The sequence below is a fragment of the Pseudoalteromonas sp. SR43-2 genome, from assembly GCF_014163885.1.
Classification (GTDB): domain Bacteria; phylum Pseudomonadota; class Gammaproteobacteria; order Enterobacterales; family Alteromonadaceae; genus Pseudoalteromonas; species Pseudoalteromonas distincta.
This window is the reverse complement of record NZ_JACJED010000003.1, coordinates 115,927-137,179: the sequence shown is the minus strand read 5'-3', so window position 1 is coordinate 137,179 and position 21,253 is coordinate 115,927. Positions and strand designations below refer to the sequence as shown.

The following is a 21,253-nucleotide window of genomic DNA, read 5'->3' as shown; positions in this document are numbered from 1 at the left end:
AATTTCTCCTTATTAAGATTCATTATCAGCGCATTTTAATTTAGAATGATCGTTCACTCTAAACTAAAAGGTATTTAACATGCAGCGTTCCCGCATCGCTTTATTTGTATTGTCAGCCCTCGTCGGTTCTGTTGCTTTAACTGGTTGTGATCAGGCTGCTGAGCAGTTACAAGCTTCAGCTCCTAAAGCTGTCCCAGTGGGTGTAATTACAGTAAAAAGCCAAGCGCTTACTCTCAAAAAAGAACTTCCTGGTCGTATTAGTGCATTTCAAATTGCTGAAATTCGTCCACAAGTAAGTGGTATTGTGCAATCTCGTTTATTTGTTGAAGGTAATGAGGTTAAACAAGGCCAAGCACTGTATCAAATAGACCCTGCTACATTTGAAGCAGACTTAGCAGCAAGTGAAGCAAGCGTCGCGCGCGCAGAGGCAAGCATTGCCAGCTCTAAATCAAAAGCATCGCGTTATAAAGAGCTTTTAAAAATTAAAGCCGTGAGCCAACAGGATTTTGATGAAGCAGATGCCGCATACAAGCAAGCTAATGCTGAATTATTAACAGCTAAAGCGCAGTTAAAATCGGCGCAAATTAACCTTGATTATAGCCACGTTTCGTCACCAATTAGTGGTCAAATTAGTAAATCAAACGTAACAGTGGGTGCACTAGTCAGTGCCAATCAAAGTACAGCACTTGCTACCGTAACTCAGCTAGATCCAATTTATATCGATTTAACACAATCAAGTAATGAGCTTACCCAACTTAAAAAAGCAATATCATCAGGTGCTCTAAGTGTTGATTCGGCTAGCCAAACTGACGTCGAACTTATTATGGAAGATGGCTCTGTTTATCCACATAAAGGCACATTGCAGTTCTCTGAAGTGACCGTTGATCCAAGCACTGGCTCAGTAACACTGCGTGCTAAATTTTCAAACCCAGAAAAATTATTACTGCCTGGCATGTATGCTCGTGCTTCTATTGTGGAAGGTGTTAAGGCGGATGCTGTTTTAGTTCCGCAACGTGGTGTTAGCCGTAATTCAAAAGGCGAACCAACAGCAATGGTTGTCAGTAAAGACAACACAGTAGAAAGCCGCGTATTAAAAGTAGATAGAACGATTGGTTCTGATTGGCTTGTTACTGATGGCCTAAGTGATGGCGATAAATTAATAGTTGAAGGTTTACAAAAAATCCGCCCTGGTGCACCAGTGAATCCATCTGAAATTCAATCGTCTGCTAAAGCCGATCAAGCGCAATAACGGAGAGTTTTAATGTCACGATTTTTTATCGATAGACCGATATTTGCTTGGGTACTCGCTATTGTAGTGATGCTTGCAGGTATTTTGGCGATTAGGAGTTTACCTATTTCGCAGTATCCTTCAATTGCACCACCTGCAGTGAGTATTACTGCAACGTACCCTGGTGCATCTGCACGAACACTTGAAGATACGGTAACTCAAGTTATTGAGCAAAAAATGAAAGGGCTTGATGGCTTGCTTTATATGTCATCTACGTCTGAGTCGAGTGGTTCTGCTACGCTTACACTTTCGTTTAGTGCTGAAACTGACCCTGATATTGCACAAGTTCAAGTGCAAAATAAACTAGCTACAGCGACTCCACTATTACCAGAAGCCGTACAAAGGCAAGGTGTGGTAGTTGCAAAGTCAGCGCGTAACTTTTTAATGGTTTATGCTTTTGTGTCTAAAGATGGCAGCATGACCAATATTGATATTGGCGATTATGTTTCATCAAACGTGCAAGATATTGTCTCGCGTGTAGAAGGCGTAGGTGAAGTACAGCTGTTTGGTTCTCAGTACGCGATGCGTATTTGGTTAGACCCTGCAAAGTTACAAAATTATAAGCTTACACCTGCTGATATTAGTGCATCAATTAGTGCGCAAAATGCACAAGTATCTGCCGGTCAACTTGGCGGTATGCCTGCCGTTGATGGTCAACAACTTAATGCAACAGTAACCGCGCAAAGCCGATTACAAACGCCAGAGCAATTTAAACAAATATTAGTTAAAACCAACCCAGATGGCTCTTTTGTACGTCTAGAGGACGTTGCTAAAGTAGAGCTTGGCGGTGAAAGCTACCGCGTTGTTGCTCGTTACGATGGGCAACCTGCATCAGGTTTAGGTATTAAATTAGCCAGTGGTGCTAACGCACTTGATACCGCAGAGGGCGTTAAAAAAGCAATTGAAGAGCTAAAACCGTTTTTCCCTGAAGGGTTAGATGCCGTAATACCTTACGATACAACACCGTTTGTATCGTTATCTATCGAAAAAGTTATTCATACATTAATTGAAGCTGTTGTACTTGTTTTTGTAGTTATGTATTTGTTCCTACAAAACTTTAGGGCAACGCTTATTCCAACAATTGCCGTACCTGTGGTTTTACTAGGTACATTTGGTATTTTATACACCTTTGGTTATTCAATAAATACGCTAACGATGTTTGCGATGGTACTTGCCATAGGCTTATTGGTAGATGATGCAATTGTTGTTGTAGAAAATGTTGAGCGTTTAATGACCGAGGAAAAACTCTCGGCACTTAAAGCTACACGTAAATCTATGGATGAAATTAAAGGCGCGCTGGTAGGTATTGCCATGGTGCTTTCTGCGGTATTTATTCCAATGGCATTCTTTAGTGGCTCTACCGGTATAATTTATCGTCAGTTTTCTATAACACTCGTATCGGCGATGGGGTTATCTGTTTTAGTGGCTCTTATTTTAACGCCAGCATTGTGTGCAACGCTTTTAAAACCAAGCCATGTACATAACAATGACACGTTGTTTGGCCGGTTTTTTACAGGCTTTAACCGTGGTTTTGATAAAACAAATTCAGGTGCACAAAGCTTTGTAGGGCGCATGCTTACTCACTCTAAACGCTACTTACTTATTTATGGCGTGATTGTGGGCGGTATGGTTTATGTATTCTCAAGCTTGCCAACGGCATTTTTGCCTGACGAAGACCAAGGTATTTTGTTTAACCAAGTGTCATTACCAGCGGGTTCTACAACACAACAAACGCTTGAGGTTGTTAAAAAGGTAGAAAACCACTTTTTAAACGATCAATCTGAAGCAGTAAACGGTATTTTTACCGTGACTGGTTTTAGTTTTGCAGGTTCTGGCCAAAACTCAGCAATTGCCTTTGTAAATCTTAAACATTGGGATGAGCGTCAGCGTGACGAGTTATCTGTTCAAGGTGTTGCAGGTAAAGCGATGGGCTACTTTTCAACGATAAAAGAAGCATTTGTTTTTGCCTTTCCGCCACCTGCAATTGTTGAACTGGGAACCGCTAATGGCTTCAATATTTTCTTACAAGACCGTGTAGGCCTTGGCCATGACGCACTTTTAGCTGCACGAAATCAGTTATTAGGTTTAGCAAGCCAAAGTCCAATTTTAGCGGGCGTACGTCCAAATGGACAAGAAGATATGCCAGAGCTACAACTTGATACAGATTTGGCAAAAGCCGAAGCGCTTGGCGTGTCGCAAAACGATATTAACAGTACACTTTCGACAGCATGGGGTAGTAGTTATGTGAATGACTTTATTGACCGTGGTCGAGTGAAAAAAGTGTATATGCAAGGTGATGCACAATCTCGCATGGTGCCTGAGGATCTAAATAAGTGGTATGTACGCAATGATAATGGCGATATGGTGCCGTTTTCAGCGTTTGCTAGTGCCTACTGGACGTATGGTTCTCCGCGTTTAGAGCGTTACAATGGTTTTTCAGCAATGGAAATTCAAGGTAGTGCAGCGCCAGGTTACAGTACAGGCCAAGCAATGGATGAAATGGAGCGTTTAGTTAAACAATTACCAAATGGTATTTCGTCTGAGTGGACCGGTATTTCATTCCAAGAGCGCTCTAGTAGCGGTCAAGCACCTCTACTATATGGCCTATCGCTGCTGTTTGTATTTTTATGTTTAGCCGCGCTTTATGAAAGTTGGTCGGTACCGTTTGCGGTAATGATGATTGTGCCACTGGGTATATTTGGTGCAATTATGGCAGCGCTTGGCGGTGGCTTATCTAACGATATCTACTTGCAGGTAGGCTTGTTGACCACCATTGGTTTGGCATCTAAAAATGCGATACTGATTGTAGAGTTTGCAATTCATAAAATGGAAGAAGGGCTTGGCTTAGTTGATGCGGCTATTGCTGCTGTTCGCCTTCGTTTGCGTCCAATACTTATGACTTCGATGGCCTTTATTTGTGGTGTTTTACCACTTGCTATTGCCTCAAGCGCGGGTTCTGGTGCGCAAAATGCGTTAGGTATTTCGATTATTGGCGGCACACTTGCATCATCAATATTAGTTGTTGTTTTTGTTCCGTTATTCTTTGTGTTAGTACGCCGTGTATTTCCTGGCAAAGCTAAAGAGACAACGATGGAGAGCGCAGAATGAGCATTAAAACATTCAGCCTAAGTGCAATTGCTTTATTGGTGCTAAGTGGTTGCCAATTAGCGCCAGAGCAAAAAGATCTTGCTCTACCAGTATCTGATGCTTATGCATCAGGTACTGGGCAAAGCGCTGCGCAGCAATTAAATTGGCAGCAGTTTTTTAATGACGAAAAACTACAAACGTTAATTAGTCAAAGCCTTGAGCATAACAAAGACATGCAAATTGCAGTGCTTAATGTGCAGCGTGTGCGTGGTTTATATCAAATAGAAGACTCTGCTTTGTATCCATCCCTTGATTTAAATGCATCTGGTACGCGCCAGCGTTTACCGGCTGACTTATCAGGTACTGGCGATGCAGCTATTAGCTCGCAATACAGTGCAACAGTGGGTATTACCTCTTATGAGTTAGATATTTGGGGCAAAGTACGCAATCAATCAGCGCAAGCACTGCAAAACTTATACTCTACAGAGCTTAGCCAATACAGCACGCAGGTGTCTTTAATTTCTGAGTTGGCAAATGCGTGGCTAAATTATGCAACTGATTTGCAACTGCTAGAGCTTGCAAAAGAAACGCTTACCTCTCAGCAAGAGTCATTATCTCTTACGCAAAAAAGCTTTGATTTAGGTGCGACGTCTTCAATTACCCTTGAGCAGCTTAAAAGCACAGTTGCTACGGCAAAAGTAGACATAGCAACGTACAAACGTTTGTTAAAGCGTGATAAAAGTGCCTTAGATTTATTAGTAGGTAAATCTGTTTCAGCTGATTTACTGCCTAATAAAGACCTGACTAACTTGATCAGTATGCCAGAAGTACCCGTTGGTTTACCGTCTGATCTGCTATCACAGCGCCCTGATATTAAAGCCGCTGAGCATTTAATGCTTGCTGCTAATGCCAATATTGGTATTGCTCGAGCGGCGTTTTATCCAAGCATAAGCTTAACAGCCAACGCGGGGTCTGCTTCAAGTGACTTAAGTGGCTTGTTTGATTCAGGCTCGGGGACATGGAGTTTTGTGCCGACAATTAGCTTACCTATTTTTAATATGGGACGTAACCAAGCAAATCTTGATGTAGCAAAAGCAGATCAAGAAATTGCAGTGGCAACGTATCAGCAAAAAATTCAAAATGCGTTTCGCGAAGTTGCCGATGCACTTGCTGATAGAGAAGGTTACCAAGAGCAATTAAGTGCCCTTGATATGCTTATAAGTAGTCGACAAATCACGTTTGATTTATCAAAAATGCGTTACGAAAAAGGGGCAGATAGCTACTTGCAGGTACTTGATGCTCAGCGTACGTGGTACGGCGCGCAGCAACAGTTAATTGCGGGTCAGCAAGCGTATCTTGCGAGTCAAATTAACTTGTACAAAGCGCTTGGTGGCGGATGGAAAGTAGCCAGTGAAACAACTCAGGAAGAGAAATAATATTTGCGGCTTTTAAAGCCGCATTACATATTTATATAGCGAGACTATTTATAGCTCTTGCTTTACTGAGTTTATGACTTGGTAGTGGAGTTGAACATGAAGCCTAAAGCAAAAAGGCAAACAGATCCCGCGATAGCACTTGCTAGGCGTGAGCAAATTTTAACAGCTGCTGCAGAGTGTTTTCGCCGTAAAGGTTACCACGGTGCAGGTATGGCAGAAATATCTAAAACGGCAGGGATGAGTGCAGGCCATATTTATAATTACTTTGAAAGCAAAGAAGCTATTATAGAAAGCATTATTGAAAAAGACATGGAAGAAATGTTCTCTATCTTTCAAAAGTTTGAAGATCACCCTGGTGATGTTTTGGCGGCTCTTTTAGATGGCTTAAATATTGGCGTGCAAAGACACATGGATACAGGCTCGTGTGTTATCGATTTAGATATGATGGCAGAAGCGGGTCGTAATATTAAAGTCGCTACTCTTTTGCGTGAAACCGATATTCAAGCAAGAGGGCGCATGAGGCAGCTTTTAACAAGCGAGCGAAGTGCGCTCAAAGACATTGATGAGCGTGAACTTGAAAGCCGAATTAATGTTATTTTTTCGATGATGGCAGGGTTATTACTTAGAAAGTTACTCTACCCTGAGCTAACCGAAGAAACGGTACTCATAGCACTTCGCCCTGCGATGAAAACATTACTGATGCCATTTGATAAAGCGTAGTAACGCTAAAAATAAATAACCAAAAGTAAGCTAGCCAATATTTTGGCTAGCTTTTTTATTTATACTATTTAAAAACGCTCGATTGACCACTGAAGTGCAACAATTGCGATAGCAACGGAGCCCATTGGCATTAACCATTTTTTATACCAAGTGTAGTGTCGTACATAAATGAGTATTGGTAAGGCTATCAGTAGTATACTAAGTTGACCGATTTCGACGCCTAAATTAAACGCCAAAATACTGAGCAGTTGATAGTCGCTCGACAGGCCAAGTTCGCCAAGTACGCTCGCAAATCCCATACCATGTAGTAAACCAAAAGCAAAAGTAAGCCAACCTAAACGAAGTACCAACGGCCACACATTATTTAATGCTGCAAATAAAACAGATATAGCAATTCCAAGCTCTACCCAGCGACTATTTGGTGATACAAGGTTCATAGCGGTGGCGGTAAGCGTAATAGAATGCGCAAGCGTAAACGCGGTTACTATCCATGCTGTGTGTTTAATAATGTGTTTTTTAGAGCTAATACCTTGCCATGCTTTATCGCTGCGTTTTAAAACACAGGTAAGTAACAAAGCGATTAAAAATAAAATATGATCAATACCAATCCAAATATGTAAAACACCTTGGTAAACGTATTGATTAAAGGTACTTAAATAACTTGTTTGTTCAAAGCTGAACGTTTGTTGTGCCTCATTGATATTAAATACACGAGATACACCGTTAATATTTACGATGGATTTATGGTTAGCATCAGTTTTAAAAAAAGCGGAGTAGGAAAGGGTGATTGCTTCATTGTCATCACAGCTAAACTGCAGCGGAATCACTAAATAAGGTTGGTTAAAATGGTTATCTAGCTGATAGATACCTTCACTTTTTAAAGGGCATATTTGCGCGCTTTGCGTGATATTTAAATTTTCTTTAATGAAGTTATTAATTGAGCTGCGTTTTGCTTTTATTTCTGTCCACGAAATTTGGCCGTTTTTATCTAAATCCAGAGGCACTGCGTGCTCTAAGTCGGCAATATTTATTTGCCAAGTACCCGTGTATAGATTTTTGCTGGTGTCGTTATTGTTTTCGCTATTTAAGGTTATATAACTTGTACTTAGTTGATGGGCAAAGCTGTAAGTTGAAAAAATGCACAGCATTAAAGTGAGTATAAATAGATAAGGCGTTTTCATAGTGTATCTCGTTGCATCGCTTTTGCTTGAATAAGTAATTGCTCATCGGTGCTCATTTTAGCCTGCTGCCAATTAATATGAGCCCAGTAAAGTGCTTTTTCGCGATTTGGTTGTACATCAAGGTAATATTTAGCTAAGTCACTTGCATGAAAAGAATCTTTACGAAGCTCTCGTAGCGTAACTCTTTGCGCTATTGTATTTTGCCATTTTTTATCGCGTTTATTCAGTTTTTTTTCTGCGATTGAAAGTCTTAGCAAAATAGCGTCCTCTAAATTACCTTTATCAGGAAGCAGTACGCTTAATGTATTTAATACTTGTTGTGGTTGGTTTAGAGCAATTTGAATATCGGCCCATAAAACAATTAGGCTCACAGGGGCTTGAACTAAATCTACACTTTGTAAGTGAGACAATGCTTGTTTGTAGTTATTTAAACGATAGCTCATTTCACTTAAAACATGGTTTGTAGCTAGGCTAGTTTGATTATTATTTATAATTTTTACTAATGCTTGGTAGCTGTCTAAAACGCTTTCATGTTGGCTTTGAACATCAAGTACACAGGTGCTAGCAGTAATAGTACTTACTTGCCCAATTAAAGCGACGCAGTGTTTTTTTGCTTGTGCAAACTTACCTTGAGTCATAAATATATTGGCTAGCAATAAATGGCTATTACTATGCTGTGGCTCTTTAATCAAAACGTTGTTAGCAATATCAATAGCTTCGTTGAAAAGGTGCTCTTTTTGTAAAACGCGAGCATATAAGTAACCAATTTGAGATGAGGGTGTTTGTTCATATAGCTGGGCTAAACGGGTTTTAAGTAGCCCCTGTAAACGCTCTGTTTGGCCTACATATTGGCTGTTAGTGACTAATGTATTTATCTCCTCAACAGACAGAGAAGCACTAAGCGTTGAATTACTGTTAGCAATAACTGCATCATCTTTTGGGGTAAAAGGCGCAGCGCTTAATGCAAAGGTCGTTAGGCATAAAGTTATAAATGCGACGGACTTAAAAATTGATAAATGCATTATAAATATCCTTTGAAAAAAGCCATCCATGGCCTGTCAGCTTAATTACTTGGTTAGTTACCGTTTGTTGAAATTAATCCATCAACATCGGTATCTGTGTTTGTAAACACCCGACCGTTAACAGTTAACGGCTCTGCATTTGGCGCTTGATTAAATGCATCGGTTGCAAATTGAGCAAAGTCGACTTGTAGTGCGTCAATTGTAATGTTTACTGTTGCAGTTACTTGCGAATTAACGCCATCACTTACACCAAACATAAAACTATCTGAACCTGTCACTTCTTTATTTGGTGTATAGGTAAAGTTACCGTCGCTATTAACGGTAACAGTTCCAAGAGTTGGCTCACTTGTTAACGAATAAGTAAGCGAATCGCCATCATTGTCGGTTGCGCTAAGCATATCGGTAATGCTTACCTCAGTTTGTGTAGTTAGCATTGCATCACTTGCGGTAGGCGCTGTGTTTACAACCGGTGTAGGCTGTTTTTTATCATCATCGCTACTACATGCTCCCAATGTTAATGCACTGAGGAGAACACAAATATGGCTAGTTTTTAAATTACGCATTATTTTACTCCTTATTTAGAGCCAGCAAGTGGTGTTGCAAGGTATGGGAATGTTGAGTCCATCATTGTTGCATCAATAGGTGCGCCGTCTGTAAATGGCACTGTGCCTGTATTAGCATCCTCTGGTGCACAAAGTCCTAAATCAGTGTCTTCACCATTTACAGGAATCGGATGACATAAACGACCCATCACAACACGAAGTGCAATATCAACCACATCATCACCCGGGCGACGACCATTTGGGAAGCCGGCTAAATCATTACCCGCTACACCAAATGCAGATTGATCAGCTTGCGCTGTTGCTGCAATGCCTGTATTTAAACGCAGCATTTCTGAAGGTGTTACAGTTGCTTGCTGATTAACGCCTGCAAAACCTGTTAAAAATGCAGTGATTAAATCAGTACGCGGGAAGTTTGTGGGTGCCAGTGTTTCTAAGTTTGCGCCAAGGGTCGTATTAACAGCATCTTTAAACAAAATGTTTAATAACTCTGGTAGTGCTGGGTGAGATACATAATCTAAAAATTGTGCATCATCTTTAGGGTGAGCAGTGGAGAATGTGTCCTTGTCTTTAATGCCAATTACAAGCTCGTTTACAAGCGGGCTACCCAAGCGTGAAACTTGTGTTAAAGCACCACCATTAACACCATTATTAGCAAATTTAGCATTAGGATTTAATACGCGAGCTTGAGGTAGGCTTGCTGTTGTCCACGAACCTATTACGCCATTACCTTCACCAACAATACAGCTTTTAGGTATTTCGATAGCGATTGATGTTACGTTTTTATCTGCAAGGTCGTCGTTATCAGCTGATTGTGTTATGCCACCAGGAAAACCACCGCCGTCACCAGCACCTGGGGCGCTATCACCCTCTACAGGTACATAGTTTACTAAATCAAATGTTTTACCTAGGTTAACTACAAATGGGTCTTTACGTTGCCCTACAAAAACTTGTGCCATGCTTTCACAGTTAGGAATTGAAACCTGATACACAAATTGGTCAGCATAAGTTTGATAATCGCTCATTGAACCAAATGTTTTATTACCCACATAATCAAGCGGTTTAGAAAATGTGCTGGAGCTTGATGCAGTGTTATTTAATACCGTTGTTTCGCCAGTACGCTGCGCGCCGCTTATCATGCTTACTGTGTATGATTCGCTAAAATTTGCAGCGCTGTTATCTCCGGCAGATACACCGCCTACATTTTTAAGCGGTACAGACACGGTGCGTTGATTACCTTCAGGTCCAACAGTTAATTGCACACCTTGGTTATCATTAGGAAGCATGCTTTTAAAGTTAAACGCAAATGTAATATCTTCAACAGCATCGCCGTCGTTATCTATATGAATGCTGTAGGTAGCATCTGGGTCCATTGCAAAGTAATTAGGACCGCCGTAGGCATCTTGCAGCGGGATGTAATTAGCAATTAATGTGACGTAATCATCACGACCTTGCTCGTAACTATTAAATACATAAAAATCGGTAGAATCTAAAGTCGGGAAACGGCTTATATTTGGCGCTTCTCTGTGGCTAGATGCTTCACTTGGTGCACTTACAAACGTACTACATATTACTACTGCGAGTATTGATGGAGTTAAAGCTTTCATGACTTTGTCCTTTAGTTTTGATTGAAGTCATAGCTAATAACGGGGCGAGATTTAAATTGGATGCAAAAAAGTTAAATTATTTTATTTTTTGTTAAAAAAGTTAGAGAGTAGGTTGGCTGCTTTAAGTAAACAGCCAACTTTAGTCATGAAAGTCGGGTTATAAAAGTACCAGCTCTGTGGTGTAAAGCACTTCAGTGGGAGAGCCATTTGGTGAGCCACCAATAGGCTCTAAGCTCACTGCTAACAATGCGATATCACTTGCGTTGAAGCGGTTATCTTTAAATAATATTTTACTGCCTTGCTTGGGCAGTAAACCCAATGAAATAGGTGCATCTTGACCTTTTAAAATCATCCACAGCTCATAATCTTTATTAGTTTGAGCAACCAATTGGCTGCTAGCTTTAATTGAGAGCCCTTGCTCGCTTACATCAATAAACCACAATGATTGTTTATCTTGATTTTGAACCAAAGCAATTTGCTGAGTTTGCATAACATTGGTACTAGGCTGAATAACCAAAAAGGCTAAAACAATGCATGCGGCAGTTGCCACAAAAGACCATGTACGCCAAATTGAAGGCTTGGTATGTATGACTGTTTTACTTGTTTGTGGTCTGTTCTCAATACGCTGTAGTATATTTACCCATACATCGTCACGTGGCGTTTGCGGTGTAATAGCACTCGCTAAGTTGTTTAGGTTTTGCTCCCACATATTTGTTGCTTCACGTGCTTGATTTGAGTTAAGTAACAGACGCTGAAAACGCTTTCGGGCAAGCCCTCTAAGTGTGCCAAGCACGTACTGACCAGCAAGCGCGTCTAATAGTTCGGGTTTATTATAATTCATAATGTTAAACACCTTTGTAGCTGCATAAGCCCACGCCTGATCCAGCTTTTAACTGTACCTAATGGCGTTTCTATATGATCCACTAACTCGCTATGACTCAGCCCCTTATAATAAGCTAAGTGAATAGCTTGTTTTTGTTGCGGCTCAAGCTGTTCGATACAATTGACCAGTTTCGTTTCTTCATCGTAATTAACGTCGATACTTTCATTTTCATATTCGTCATCGCCTAACGACTGCTCTTTTCGTACTTTGTGATAGCGAAGTAAGTCAAGACTTCTGTATCTGACTATACTTATCATCCAACTAATAACGGTGCCTTTAGAGGCGTTATATTCAGATGCGTTATGCCAAATTTTTATAAAAGCGTCTTGTAGTGCCTCTTCCGCATAAGCTCTGTTAGTGAGCATATTTAAGCTAATAGCAAACAGTTTGCCGCTAGTTTGTTGATATAAACTTGAGAAAGCATTTTTGTCTCCTTGTGCTGTTGCGCACAAAAGAGGGAGTAAATCATCATTATCCATAGGGGTCCTGTTTTTCTTATTATCATTGAGTAAACGGTTGAGGGTGTGATTTGGATGCAAAAAAATTTAATTGCCTTTTAGATTAGCTGCTTTATACGTAAGTACAAGCAATAACCGATCAGTGTTTGAAATTTAGACGTGTAAGTATAATTTATTCACATGTTTGTAAAAAATGCACAAAGAGCGGTCTGTAGTGGATTTTAGTTTATTAATTACTATAGATATCAATGACCTACTGTTCTCGTTTGAATTTTAAATGGCATTTATATGGCGTGATATTTGCAAAAGACTACTTAAAGCCGTTTAAATTAAGATTATAAATCGGCATTATTTTCACAAAGGAGAGACTATGTGGGCTGCAATTAGTTATTCACTATTAGCACTACTGCTTATTTTTATTGGTTGGGAAGTGAACTCTGTTTATTTTGCTATTGTTTTTTATTGGACTGCGCTGTCACTTTTATTAGTGAGTACCGCGTATATTTTTAATACAGCAAAAATATTTAGAAAGCGTGAAAATGGGGTGATCCCATTTTATATACGGTGGGCGTTTGTGCCATTTTTATTCGGTGTGCAAATTTATAATGCCTGGTCACGTAAGCGCGATAAAGTGCCGCCCATTCAACAAATAAACGAAAACCTATTTTTAGCTTGCCGATTATTTCCCTCAGATATAGACACATTAAAAGATAACGGGATTACGGCGATTTTAGATGTTACGTGTGAATTCGACGGGCTCGAGTGGAGTTCAACACAAGAGAATATTAATTATTTAAACATTCCGGTGCTCGATCATAGTATTCCTACCCATTCTCAGTTAAATCAGGCTATTAATTGGATTCATCACCATATTAAAGAAGACCATCGCGTAGTCGTTCATTGTGCTTTAGGGCGTGGGCGCTCTGTTTTTGTCATGGCGGCTTATTTACTGAGCCAAAACAAAAATGCAGATGTGCATGAAGTACTTGCACAAATAAAAGAAACCCGCGAAACCGCAAATTTAAATAAGCATCAACTTCGCCATTTAGCTAAGCGACATAAAAAAGGCGAATTACTGATTAAAAACAAAGCCGTTTTAATTGCAAACCCTGTATCTGGTACACGATTATGGGAAGAAAAAGAGCACTTAATTGTTGCGCGGCTATCGGATTATTACGATCTGAAAGTACTCACTACTACAAAAGAAGTTAACGGTATTGAGCTGGCTAAACAGGAAATTGCGCAAAATCCGGATATTATTATCGCATGCGGGGGAGATGGTACGGTGGCCGAAGTTGCAAGCGTACTTGTAAATACACAATGTAAACTAGGCATCATCCCTATGGGGACTGCAAACGCCCTTGCGCATGTATTGATGGGTATTACCTCTAAATTTATTCCTGTTGAACAGGCTTGTGACTTAATTATAGATGGTCAAACAAGCATAATAGATACTGCTTATTGTAATAATGAATTAGTACTACTGCTCGCGGGTATTGGTTTTGAGCAATCAATGATAGAAAAAGCAGATAGAGAGTCGAAAAATAAGTCGGGGCAACTTGCCTATTTAAATGGTTTTTTTGAAGCGTTTGGCGAGCAAAAATCGCAGTTACTTAAAGTAAAACTCGATGATAATGAGCCAAAAGAAATATGTACTAATAGTTTTATTGTAGCCAATGCTGCGCCTTTTACAACGTTATTGGCTCAAGGTGGCGGGCAACCTGATCATAGTGACGGGCTACTCGATATAAATTGGTTAACACCAAATAATGAAGATTCAACCACAGTACTAAGTATTGCAGAGCTGATGTTTAGTAGCTTAACGCAAACACATTTAGCTATAAACTCTCACCATACAAATGCCAAAAGAGTAGAGGTTACAGGCGAAGGAGAGCTTAAGTACGTACTAGATGGTGAAGTTAAAACCGCTCAAAAACTGGTTATTACTATTGAGCCGGCTTCATTAAATGTGATTTGCAAAGAGCAATAAATCGCGCAAGTTATAATCAAAAAAGGAGCTAAATTAGCTCCTTTTTTTACATCACTTTTTAATTGATGGCCAAACAAACCCTGTTGTATCCGGCGCTTGAGAAGATGTTTCTCTTGGTGCACTTTTTGGTCTACGAATAGGCTTATTATTTATAGTGTGAATATAAAGTGCTTCCACTTTATCGCGAGCCCAAGGCGTTTTACGCAAAAACTTTAAACTCGATTTAATGCTGGGTTGATCAGTAAAACATTTAATTTTTACTTGCTCGCCAAGTGTTCTCCAGCCAAGTCGTTGTTCTAACTCAACAAGTATTTGTTCTAATGTTACCCCATGTAGAGGGTTTTTAGGTTGATTATTCATAGCCATACTACTTATTTAAACTGCATGCATTGTAGCTTAAATCAGCTTTTAGCGCTAATTCACAGTGATTGTTTTAGGAGCTGTTGGGTAAATAGCATTACCTTGCTTATCTATTTTAAGCCAAATGAGTTGGCTGTTACTGTGTTGGGGTGTTTTAGCACCACACAAAAGTGTAAAAGAATGAACTTGTATTAATGCGCCTTCGCTATAGCGTTTGTTGTCGTACCAACAGTTAGCTTCTTCATTTACAAACTGGTTTGCATCAATAATTGAATGGGTTTTTAGCGTTGTTGCTTCACTAAGTATTGAATACGATAAGCTGCTAAAACAAAAACATAGTATTAAAAAGTTACGCATTAAAGGCCTTTAAATAGGGAGGGTTAAAAATAATACATTAAGCTAAAAAACGTGCTAGTGTAAAGTACACAAAGTGATTTTAAGTATAAACTTAGTTATTCACAGAACAATAAAAAGGTGCACACAATGCAATTTAATCAAACAATGATCGAAGAATTCACACTATTAGCAAAGTTTCCTCGCGACAGTAAAATGCAGGGTATTAAATTACATTCAGACGCAGAGCCAAGCTTACTTAGCGCAGCGCAACGTTTATTTGAAAAAGGGATTATAGATAGCCCAGATGGCGGATATTTAACTGATCTGGGCTTAGATTTAATTGAGCACGTTACGGTTATTCATAGCGCGCTACAAAGTTAATCTAAATTAGCTTAATTTGCATCGGGTTGATTTTGCGGTGCAGCGTCATTAAATGCAGCTAATTTATTACAATGTTCGTAAATGGCTGCAATTTTTGGATAAGCGCTCATATCTACGTTAAAACGAATTGCATTAAATACTTGCGGCACTAAACAAATGTCAGCAAGTGTTGGTTGGTCACCAAAGCAGTAGCCATTATTTTCGTTTAGCATCAGTTCTATTTTTTCAAAACCCATTTCTATCCAATGTCGATACCATTTATTTTTAGCCTCGTCATCAACACCTAATTCGTTTGATAAATACTTCAGCACGCGTAAATTATTAACAGGATGAATATCGCAAGCAATGGCAAAGCTTAAGTTTCTTATTTGCGACTTTTGCCACGCAGTCCCTGTAATTAATGGCGATTGCGGATAAGTTTCATCTAGCCACTCAAGTATTGCAAGCGATTGTGCTAAAACACCATCATTGGTTTCAAGTGCCGGTAGTAAGCCTTGCGGATTAGTCGCTAAGTATTCTTTCCCAAGCTGCTCCGATTTTAAAAGGTTAACAATAGCAAGTTCATGATCGATTGCTTTTAAGTTAAGCGCTATACGCACTCTATAAGCCGCTGATGAGCGAAAGTAGCTGTATAATTTCATAATTAATCCTGTGAACCTGTAAATTGTTTTTTAATTGTGCGCCAGCAATCGGTGTAATTTGGTTGGCGCTCTTTACCTTCTAATGCATATTTTGTCGGTGAAATTATATAGCGCGACTCAAACATAAAGGCCAATGTGTTTTCATATTTTTGTGGTGTAAGCTCAGCGTTTGAGGCTTTTTCAAATACGTCGGCTTCAGGTCCATGTGGCGACATACAATTGTGCAAACTTGCGCCACCAGGTACAAAACCATGCTCTTTTGCATCATACACACCTTCAATCAAGCCCATAAATTCACTCATAATATTGCGGTGATAATACGGCGGGCGAAATGTATTTTCGGCTACAATCCAACGCGGTGGAAATATCACAAAATCGACATTTGCCATACCCTCAGTAGCAGAAGGAGAGGTTAGTACAGTGAATATAGATGGGTCGGGGTGATCAAAGCTCACTGTATTCATTACATTAAAACGCGATAAGTCGTATTTATAGGGCGCACTATTACCCGTCCATGCAACCACATCAAAAGGAGAGTGCTTAATTTCACAGCTAAATAAATTACCGTTAAATTTAGAAACAAGCTCAAAGTCACCTTCTTTATCTTCAAAGGCCGCTACAGGGTATTGAAAGTCTCTGTCGTTGGCATAACCGTTTGCACCAACAGGTCCTCGCTCTGCAAGCTCTAACGCATGGCCATAATTTTCACAAATATAACCACGGGCTGTATTATCAATTAAATCAACAGAGAACTTAATTCCTCTGGGAACTACAGCAATTTCACCTGGTTTAATGCTTAACTTACCGCACTCGGTGTGAATTAATAACTCACCTTGCTGAGGGACAAACAACATTTCGCCATCGGCATTGCAAAAGTAACGCCCTTGCATTGACTGATTAGCGACATATACATGAATGCCAATACCAGATTGCCCATTAGCACTGCCATTAGCAGCCATCGTTACTAACCCATCAATAAAATCAGTAGGCTGTGAAGGCATATCAATAGGATTCCAACGTAGCATTGTTGGTGGTGTTACGGCTTCAGTGATTGGGGCTGTTCTTATTAGGCCGTTATCAATTGCTTGGTAATCACCTTGCACTACAGACGGACGAAGGCGGTAAAACCAAGTGCGACGATTTGAAGCGCGAGGAGCCGTAAATGCAGTCGAACTAAATTGCTCTGTGTATAAATCATATTTAACTTTTTGTGGGCTAAATTGTCCTATTGGCAGTGCACCGGGTAGCGCTTGTGTTTCAAATTCATTACCAAAACCGGTCATATAACTTAATTGTGTCGCCATTACTGACTCCTGTGAGAGGGGGTTGGTTTAATATTATTTTTATTTCAGTTAAGATACTCTCAAGTGAGACTAATATCAAATGTGCAACTACGCATCCGTGTAAATATTAATGAACACTAAAGTAAGCCTTATAAAGCTGGGATAACTAAAAATGAAAATTGATTTAGCAACTTTTTTACCTTATCAATTAACGAATGTAGCAACACGTGTAAGTAATGACTTTGCCGAGGTTTATCAAACTAAATACGGTTTAAATATTCCGCAGTGGCGAATACTTGCTAATTTAGCGCAATATGGTCAGAGCAACGCAAAGGATTTATGCACGCAAGCAAATATGGACAAGTCGACAGTGTCGCGTGCGGTAAAAGTTTTAATAGATAAAGGTTTAGTGAAAAGTGAGTTAAATGCACAAGATAAACGCGCGGCCTTACTTGTACTGAGCAAAGCAGGGCAAAACTTATATGAGCAAATAGCACCCGATGCACTGAATTGGGAAAAACAATTACTGAATACTTTAACCAACGAAGAATACGAAGTGTTAGTGGGTATTTTTGAAAAGTTAAATAACAAATTAAAGGCATAAAAAAGCCCACCAAAGTGGGCTTTTAAAAGATGTTTTAGGCTACAGTTCTAAATTAGAAAGTGTAACGAACACCTACACGCATTTCCCAAAGAGATGCATCACGTTGAGTTGTGGTGCTTGCGTTATTCCCGTTAAAGTTTGAATAAACGTAACGGCCTTGGTCATCAATATCTGTTGAAATCATACGAGCACCAACGAAAGGACCTTTTTTCAGTACACCCCAATCATCGTTTAACATATTAGTTAAGTTATCGATTACGAAGAATGCTTCACCTTTATGGCCATCCATGAACCCAGGTACTTCTTGAGTTAGCTTAAAGTTAAACTTAACAAACCAATCAGAGTTTTGCGCGTTACGACCTGAAATTTCACCACGTTTTAATCCTTCAGATGCAATGAACTCATTAAATTCATTAATCTCATCTGCTGACATGTTATAAACAACGTTAGGATCGTTTACTAACGGTACATAAAGTAGTTGGCGAGAATCATTTGAATTAAAATCACCAAATGTATCTTCATCGTTACCATTAAATGTGAAGCTGTAAGGCAAGCCTTTGTATGCTTCACCAAATAAATTAAAGCGAGTGCTATATCCATCGATAAATTCATGTGTGTAAGCAAGGTTTAATGTAAAGCGATGAGGTATTTCATAATCTGATGAAGATACACCAGGATCTAACGGGTTAGACGTTGCCAAGTTACCGTAGTTAGAGCTCGCTGTTGAACTTGTCATTGGGTTAACATCATCAGCATCTGTATAAGCATATGATAGTTGTACTTTAATACCGTTATCGAATGCTTTGCTTACAGCTGCAGAGATAATTGAAGTTTCACCACTGTCACCATTAACATTTGTTAAAAGTAAATCACCGTCACGTCCTTCAATAGAGGTTAAAATTGGACGACCATCAAAAGTAGTAGTACCACTGTCAGTAAGGGCTTGGTCCATTAACGTTGCTGCATCACGCTTTTTGGTGTAGAGATAATCTAATGAGATTACATATTCGTCTTCTGTTGTATAAGTAGCCCCTACTGAATATTTCCATTCCGATGGGATTTCAAAATCAGAAGCTACGGCGTTCGTAAAGCTATCTCCAGAACCAATTACTGTGTTAGCTACTTTATCAAACTGTGATTGTGGTACATCAAAACCTGGTTTTCCACCATTCACATTTGGTGTAGCAAATAAATCAATAGATCCAAACTGATTTGCGCTAATATTTGTGATGCCGTCGTTTGAATATGAGTTAGATAACCACACATTCGGATTACCACCTGAAAATAAGCCCAAACCTGCGCGAACTTCAAGTGCATCAGTTGCATACCATTCAAAGCCAATACGTGGTTGAACTAAATCCACACCATCAAATGTTGATTGGTTACTGAAACCATAACGTGCAGTATAGTTTTCATTTAAAGTAGGCTTGTCATCGCTAGTGTAACTGTCGTAACGAAGACCAAACGTTAGTGATGCATCAATGTCTGAGAAGCTATATTCATCTTGAATATAAAAAGTATGTTGAGCATATGAGAAGCTAGCGCCGGCATCTGCAGCATTATTCGTACCTGCGGCATTATTGTAGAAAATTGCACTTGCAATTCCTGCTTCGTAATCATCAATACTTGCAAAACTCCATTCACCTTGCGTGTGTTGAACGAATTGGTTAAATACTTCTAGCTCTTCATACTCGTAACCAGCTGTTATCGTGTGCTGGTCAAGGTAGTAAGTACCAGCAAGTTTAAATGTAGTTGTATCGTAATTTAAATCGTTTGATTGACGAGAATCATCTGGACCTAAATATACTCGACCTCCATCCGATGTGTTTACTTGGAATTCACCAAAGCTGCTTGCAGCATCAAGTGATTCAACACGTGCATCTAGTTCCGATTTACCTAAACGAACTTCAGTTGAAAAATCGTCATTCCAGTCTGAGTATATTGAACCGATGATTGAAGTAAATTCTGCACCTTGCTCATAAAAGTGACTATCTAACGATAGGCGAGTTGAACCAGTATCTGATTGAGATAATGTAAAGCCGTCATTATAGTTATAAACTAAGTTAGCACGGTGAGAATCGTTAATGTTCCAATCTAATTTAATTAATATTTTTTCATCTTCTACAGGTGCACTCGAAGGAGTGGTACCTGCATCATAACCATACACATTTTGTGAAATTTGTTGGATACGAGCTAAGTCGCTTTCAGAAACACTTGAACCTAAAGGGTCATAATTGAATTGTGCTACCCCTTCTAGCTTTTCATATGAAGTATATAAAAATAATGAATCTTTAATTAGAGGTAAGCCAACATTAAAACCGTAGCGTTTTTCATTATAACTACCGTTATCAACGTCTTCGCCTTCAATTTTATCACCTTTCATTGAATCATTTGTGTAATCGAAAAACACGCCACCATGAATTTCGTTGCCGCCAGATTTAGTTACAGCATTGATGTTACACGCTGTAAATCCACCGTACTGAACATCAAATGGTGCAAGTTCTACAGCTACTTGCTCAATTGAATCAAAAGAAAAAGGTGCGCGAATAGTAGGGTAACCATTTGAGCTTAAGCCGAAGTTATCGTTCATACGAACGCCGTCTAGCGTTAAACTATTAAATTTTGGATTACCGCCACCACAGTTAATAGTGCCGCGGCTATCATCTATTGCTACTCGTGGATCAACACGAATGATATCTTTTAAATCACGGTTAATAGCAGGCTGATTCTCTAGATCTGTAAGTGTGAAAGTAGACGCCGGACCAGTACCGCCAGACATAGAGCTAATTGGCGCGCCAGAAACTACGATTTGTTCCATGCTTGATTGTGACTCAAGAGAAACGTTTACTGGATAATCGTTACCAATATTAAGAATAATGTTATTGAATTCTTGGTCTGCATATACATCTGAATCAACAATTACTTTATAAGGACCGCCAACTCGCAGGCCTTTAGCTGTAAAATAACCAGCGTCATTTACTTCAGTTGTTTTTACTGATCCAGAAGGTACGTGTAAAATTGTTACTTTAGTGCCGGCTGCTGGGTTGCCGTTAGGCCCCATTACTTGACCTTTAATTGCAGAGGTCGTTTCGTTAGCCATTGCAGCGCCACTTACACCAACACATGCTGCAATAGCAAGTGAAAGAGCTGTTTTGCGTAATTGAGTTTTCATTTAATTTTCCCGTGTAGTTATTAATTAAATTTTTATATTTTTATTTTAAAATTTTTCAAAATAAACAGTTAAAGTTCATTTATTCAAAATCCGTTACTAGTGTACCTTATTTATTCGTTACAAATAAAATACAACTGCAATATATTTTTAATAAATAGTACTATTTTTGTCTATTTGAGTGTTTTTTTGAGCAATAACTCTATATCGGGGTATATATTACGTGGGCTTTATGACAAACATGTGA

At 39.4% G+C, this 21,253-nt stretch carries 18 protein-coding genes; 7 read left to right on the top strand and 11 right to left on the bottom strand.

The genetic code is table 11. The annotated features are described in order from the left end of the window. Window positions 1–79: 79 nt before the first annotated feature. The 4 genes from H5120_RS03605 to H5120_RS03590 all read left to right on the top strand — a co-directional run bounded on the left by H5120_RS03605 (window position 80) and on the right by H5120_RS03590 (window position 6,531). A complete protein-coding gene (locus H5120_RS03605; protein WP_182673619.1) occupies window positions 80–1,249 on the top strand; it encodes an efflux RND transporter periplasmic adaptor subunit in 1,170 nt (389 codons plus the stop codon). Between the two features lie 12 nt (window positions 1,250–1,261). Further along, window positions 1,262–4,396 (top strand): efflux RND transporter permease subunit, encoded by a 3,135-nt coding sequence (locus H5120_RS03600; RefSeq protein WP_182673618.1) that lies wholly within the window; start codon window positions 1,262–1,264, stop codon window positions 4,394–4,396. Next, window positions 4,393–5,811 carry an efflux transporter outer membrane subunit gene (locus H5120_RS03595; protein ID WP_182673617.1) on the top strand — a complete coding sequence of 473 codons (1,419 nt, stop codon included), beginning with the start codon at window positions 4,393–4,395 and terminating at the stop codon, window positions 5,809–5,811. Before H5120_RS03600 ends, H5120_RS03595 begins: the two co-directional genes overlap by 4 nt. Window positions 5,812–5,907: 96 nt before the next feature. Further along, entirely contained in the window at window positions 5,908–6,531 is a 624-nt protein-coding gene (locus H5120_RS03590) for a TetR/AcrR family transcriptional regulator (protein ID WP_182673616.1), read from the top strand. 68 nt (window positions 6,532–6,599) lie between these two features. Here H5120_RS03590 and H5120_RS03585 read toward each other — a convergent pair whose 3' ends face one another. The 6 genes from H5120_RS03585 to H5120_RS03560 form a co-directional block, all read right to left on the bottom strand. Then, the gene (locus H5120_RS03585; RefSeq protein WP_182673615.1) at window positions 6,600–7,712 is read right to left on the bottom strand and encodes a HupE/UreJ family protein; all 1,113 of its coding nucleotides are present in this window, start codon (window positions 7,710–7,712) and stop codon (window positions 6,600–6,602) included. Beyond that, window positions 7,709–8,734, bottom strand: coding sequence for a hypothetical protein (locus H5120_RS03580; protein ID WP_182673614.1), 1,026 nt, complete (start codon window positions 8,732–8,734; stop codon window positions 7,709–7,711). The genes H5120_RS03585 and H5120_RS03580 overlap by 4 nt, the downstream gene beginning before the upstream one ends. Before the next feature lie 53 nt (window positions 8,735–8,787). Continuing rightward, entirely contained in the window at window positions 8,788–9,297 is a 510-nt protein-coding gene (locus tag H5120_RS03575; protein ID WP_182673613.1) for an Ig-like domain-containing protein, read from the bottom strand. Between the two features lie 11 nt (window positions 9,298–9,308). Further along, a complete protein-coding gene (locus tag H5120_RS03570; RefSeq protein ID WP_182673612.1) occupies window positions 9,309–10,901 on the bottom strand; it encodes a DUF4331 domain-containing protein in 1,593 nt (530 codons plus the stop codon). Window positions 10,902–11,058: 157 nt separating this feature from the next. Next, window positions 11,059–11,742 carry an anti-sigma factor domain-containing protein gene (locus H5120_RS03565; protein WP_182673611.1) on the bottom strand — a complete coding sequence of 228 codons (684 nt, stop codon included), beginning with the start codon at window positions 11,740–11,742 and terminating at the stop codon, window positions 11,059–11,061. Next, a complete protein-coding gene (locus H5120_RS03560; RefSeq protein WP_182673610.1) occupies window positions 11,739–12,263 on the bottom strand; it encodes a sigma-70 family RNA polymerase sigma factor in 525 nt (174 codons plus the stop codon). Before H5120_RS03560 ends, H5120_RS03565 begins: the two co-directional genes overlap by 4 nt. Before the next feature lie 349 nt (window positions 12,264–12,612). On the opposite strand from H5120_RS03560, the gene H5120_RS03555 reads away from it, so the two are divergent. After that, window positions 12,613–14,232 carry a diacylglycerol kinase family protein gene (locus H5120_RS03555; protein ID WP_165742538.1) on the top strand — a complete coding sequence of 540 codons (1,620 nt, stop codon included), beginning with the start codon at window positions 12,613–12,615 and terminating at the stop codon, window positions 14,230–14,232. Window positions 14,233–14,283: 51 nt separating this feature from the next. Here H5120_RS03555 and H5120_RS03550 read toward each other — a convergent pair whose 3' ends face one another. After that, a complete protein-coding gene (locus tag H5120_RS03550; RefSeq protein WP_024591820.1) occupies window positions 14,284–14,592 on the bottom strand; it encodes a VF530 family DNA-binding protein in 309 nt (102 codons plus the stop codon). A 54-nt stretch (window positions 14,593–14,646) separates the two neighbouring features. Continuing rightward, entirely contained in the window at window positions 14,647–14,949 is a 303-nt protein-coding gene (locus tag H5120_RS03545; protein ID WP_002959040.1) for a DUF1496 domain-containing protein, read from the bottom strand. 126 nt (window positions 14,950–15,075) lie between these two features. On the opposite strand from H5120_RS03545, the gene H5120_RS03540 reads away from it, so the two are divergent. After that, entirely contained in the window at window positions 15,076–15,309 is a 234-nt protein-coding gene (locus tag H5120_RS03540; RefSeq protein WP_007375551.1) for a TIGR02647 family protein, read from the top strand. A gap of 11 nt (window positions 15,310–15,320) precedes the next feature. Here H5120_RS03540 and maiA read toward each other — a convergent pair whose 3' ends face one another. Both maiA and hmgA read right to left on the bottom strand, forming a co-directional pair. Then, window positions 15,321–15,950, bottom strand: coding sequence for a maleylacetoacetate isomerase (maiA, locus tag H5120_RS03535; RefSeq protein WP_182673609.1), 630 nt, complete (start codon window positions 15,948–15,950; stop codon window positions 15,321–15,323). A gap of 2 nt (window positions 15,951–15,952) precedes the next feature. Continuing rightward, complete coding sequence (gene hmgA / locus H5120_RS03530; protein WP_182673608.1) at window positions 15,953–17,254, bottom strand: homogentisate 1,2-dioxygenase; 1,302 nt, start codon at window positions 17,252–17,254, stop codon at window positions 15,953–15,955. 151 nt (window positions 17,255–17,405) lie between these two features. Here hmgA and H5120_RS03525 point away from each other — a divergent pair, with 151 nt between their 5' ends. Beyond that, on the top strand, window positions 17,406–17,837 hold the full coding sequence (locus H5120_RS03525; RefSeq protein ID WP_024591817.1) for a MarR family winged helix-turn-helix transcriptional regulator: 432 nt from the start codon (window positions 17,406–17,408) through the stop codon (window positions 17,835–17,837). Window positions 17,838–17,889: 52 nt separating this feature from the next. Here the strand turns inward: H5120_RS03525 and H5120_RS03520 are convergent, their stop codons facing one another. Further along, the gene (locus H5120_RS03520; RefSeq protein ID WP_165742535.1) at window positions 17,890–21,009 is read right to left on the bottom strand and encodes a TonB-dependent receptor; all 3,120 of its coding nucleotides are present in this window, start codon (window positions 21,007–21,009) and stop codon (window positions 17,890–17,892) included. Window positions 21,010–21,253: the final 244 nt, after the last annotated feature.

Bases quoted from the DNA above. Each gene is read 5' to 3' on its own strand.
- H5120_RS03555 (WP_165742538.1), top strand. From the start codon at position 12,613: ATGTGGGCTGCAATTAGTTATTCACTATTAGCACTACTGCTTATTTTT.
- H5120_RS03540 (WP_007375551.1), top strand. From the start codon at position 15,076: ATGCAATTTAATCAAACAATGATCGAAGAATTCACACTATTAGCAAAG.
- hmgA (WP_182673608.1), bottom strand. From the start codon at position 17,254: ATGGCGACACAATTAAGTTATATGACCGGTTTTGGTAATGAATTTGAA.
- H5120_RS03520 (WP_165742535.1), bottom strand. From the start codon at position 21,009: ATGAAAACTCAATTACGCAAAACAGCTCTTTCACTTGCTATTGCAGCA.
- H5120_RS03590 (WP_182673616.1), top strand. From the start codon at position 5,908: ATGAAGCCTAAAGCAAAAAGGCAAACAGATCCCGCGATAGCACTTGCT.
- H5120_RS03580 (WP_182673614.1), bottom strand. From the start codon at position 8,734: ATGCATTTATCAATTTTTAAGTCCGTCGCATTTATAACTTTATGCCTA.
- H5120_RS03570 (WP_182673612.1), bottom strand. From the start codon at position 10,901: ATGAAAGCTTTAACTCCATCAATACTCGCAGTAGTAATATGTAGTACG.
- H5120_RS03560 (WP_182673610.1), bottom strand. From the start codon at position 12,263: ATGGATAATGATGATTTACTCCCTCTTTTGTGCGCAACAGCACAAGGA.
- H5120_RS03605 (WP_182673619.1), top strand. From the start codon at position 80: ATGCAGCGTTCCCGCATCGCTTTATTTGTATTGTCAGCCCTCGTCGGT.
- H5120_RS03575 (WP_182673613.1), bottom strand. From the start codon at position 9,297: ATGCGTAATTTAAAAACTAGCCATATTTGTGTTCTCCTCAGTGCATTA.
- maiA (WP_182673609.1), bottom strand. From the start codon at position 15,950: ATGAAATTATACAGCTACTTTCGCTCATCAGCGGCTTATAGAGTGCGT.
- H5120_RS03545 (WP_002959040.1), bottom strand. From the start codon at position 14,949: ATGCGTAACTTTTTAATACTATGTTTTTGTTTTAGCAGCTTATCGTAT.
- H5120_RS03525 (WP_024591817.1), top strand. From the start codon at position 17,406: ATGAAAATTGATTTAGCAACTTTTTTACCTTATCAATTAACGAATGTA.
- H5120_RS03595 (WP_182673617.1), top strand. From the start codon at position 4,393: ATGAGCATTAAAACATTCAGCCTAAGTGCAATTGCTTTATTGGTGCTA.
- H5120_RS03550 (WP_024591820.1), bottom strand. From the start codon at position 14,592: ATGAATAATCAACCTAAAAACCCTCTACATGGGGTAACATTAGAACAA.
- H5120_RS03600 (WP_182673618.1), top strand. From the start codon at position 1,262: ATGTCACGATTTTTTATCGATAGACCGATATTTGCTTGGGTACTCGCT.
- H5120_RS03585 (WP_182673615.1), bottom strand. From the start codon at position 7,712: ATGAAAACGCCTTATCTATTTATACTCACTTTAATGCTGTGCATTTTT.
- H5120_RS03565 (WP_182673611.1), bottom strand. From the start codon at position 11,742: ATGAATTATAATAAACCCGAACTATTAGACGCGCTTGCTGGTCAGTAC.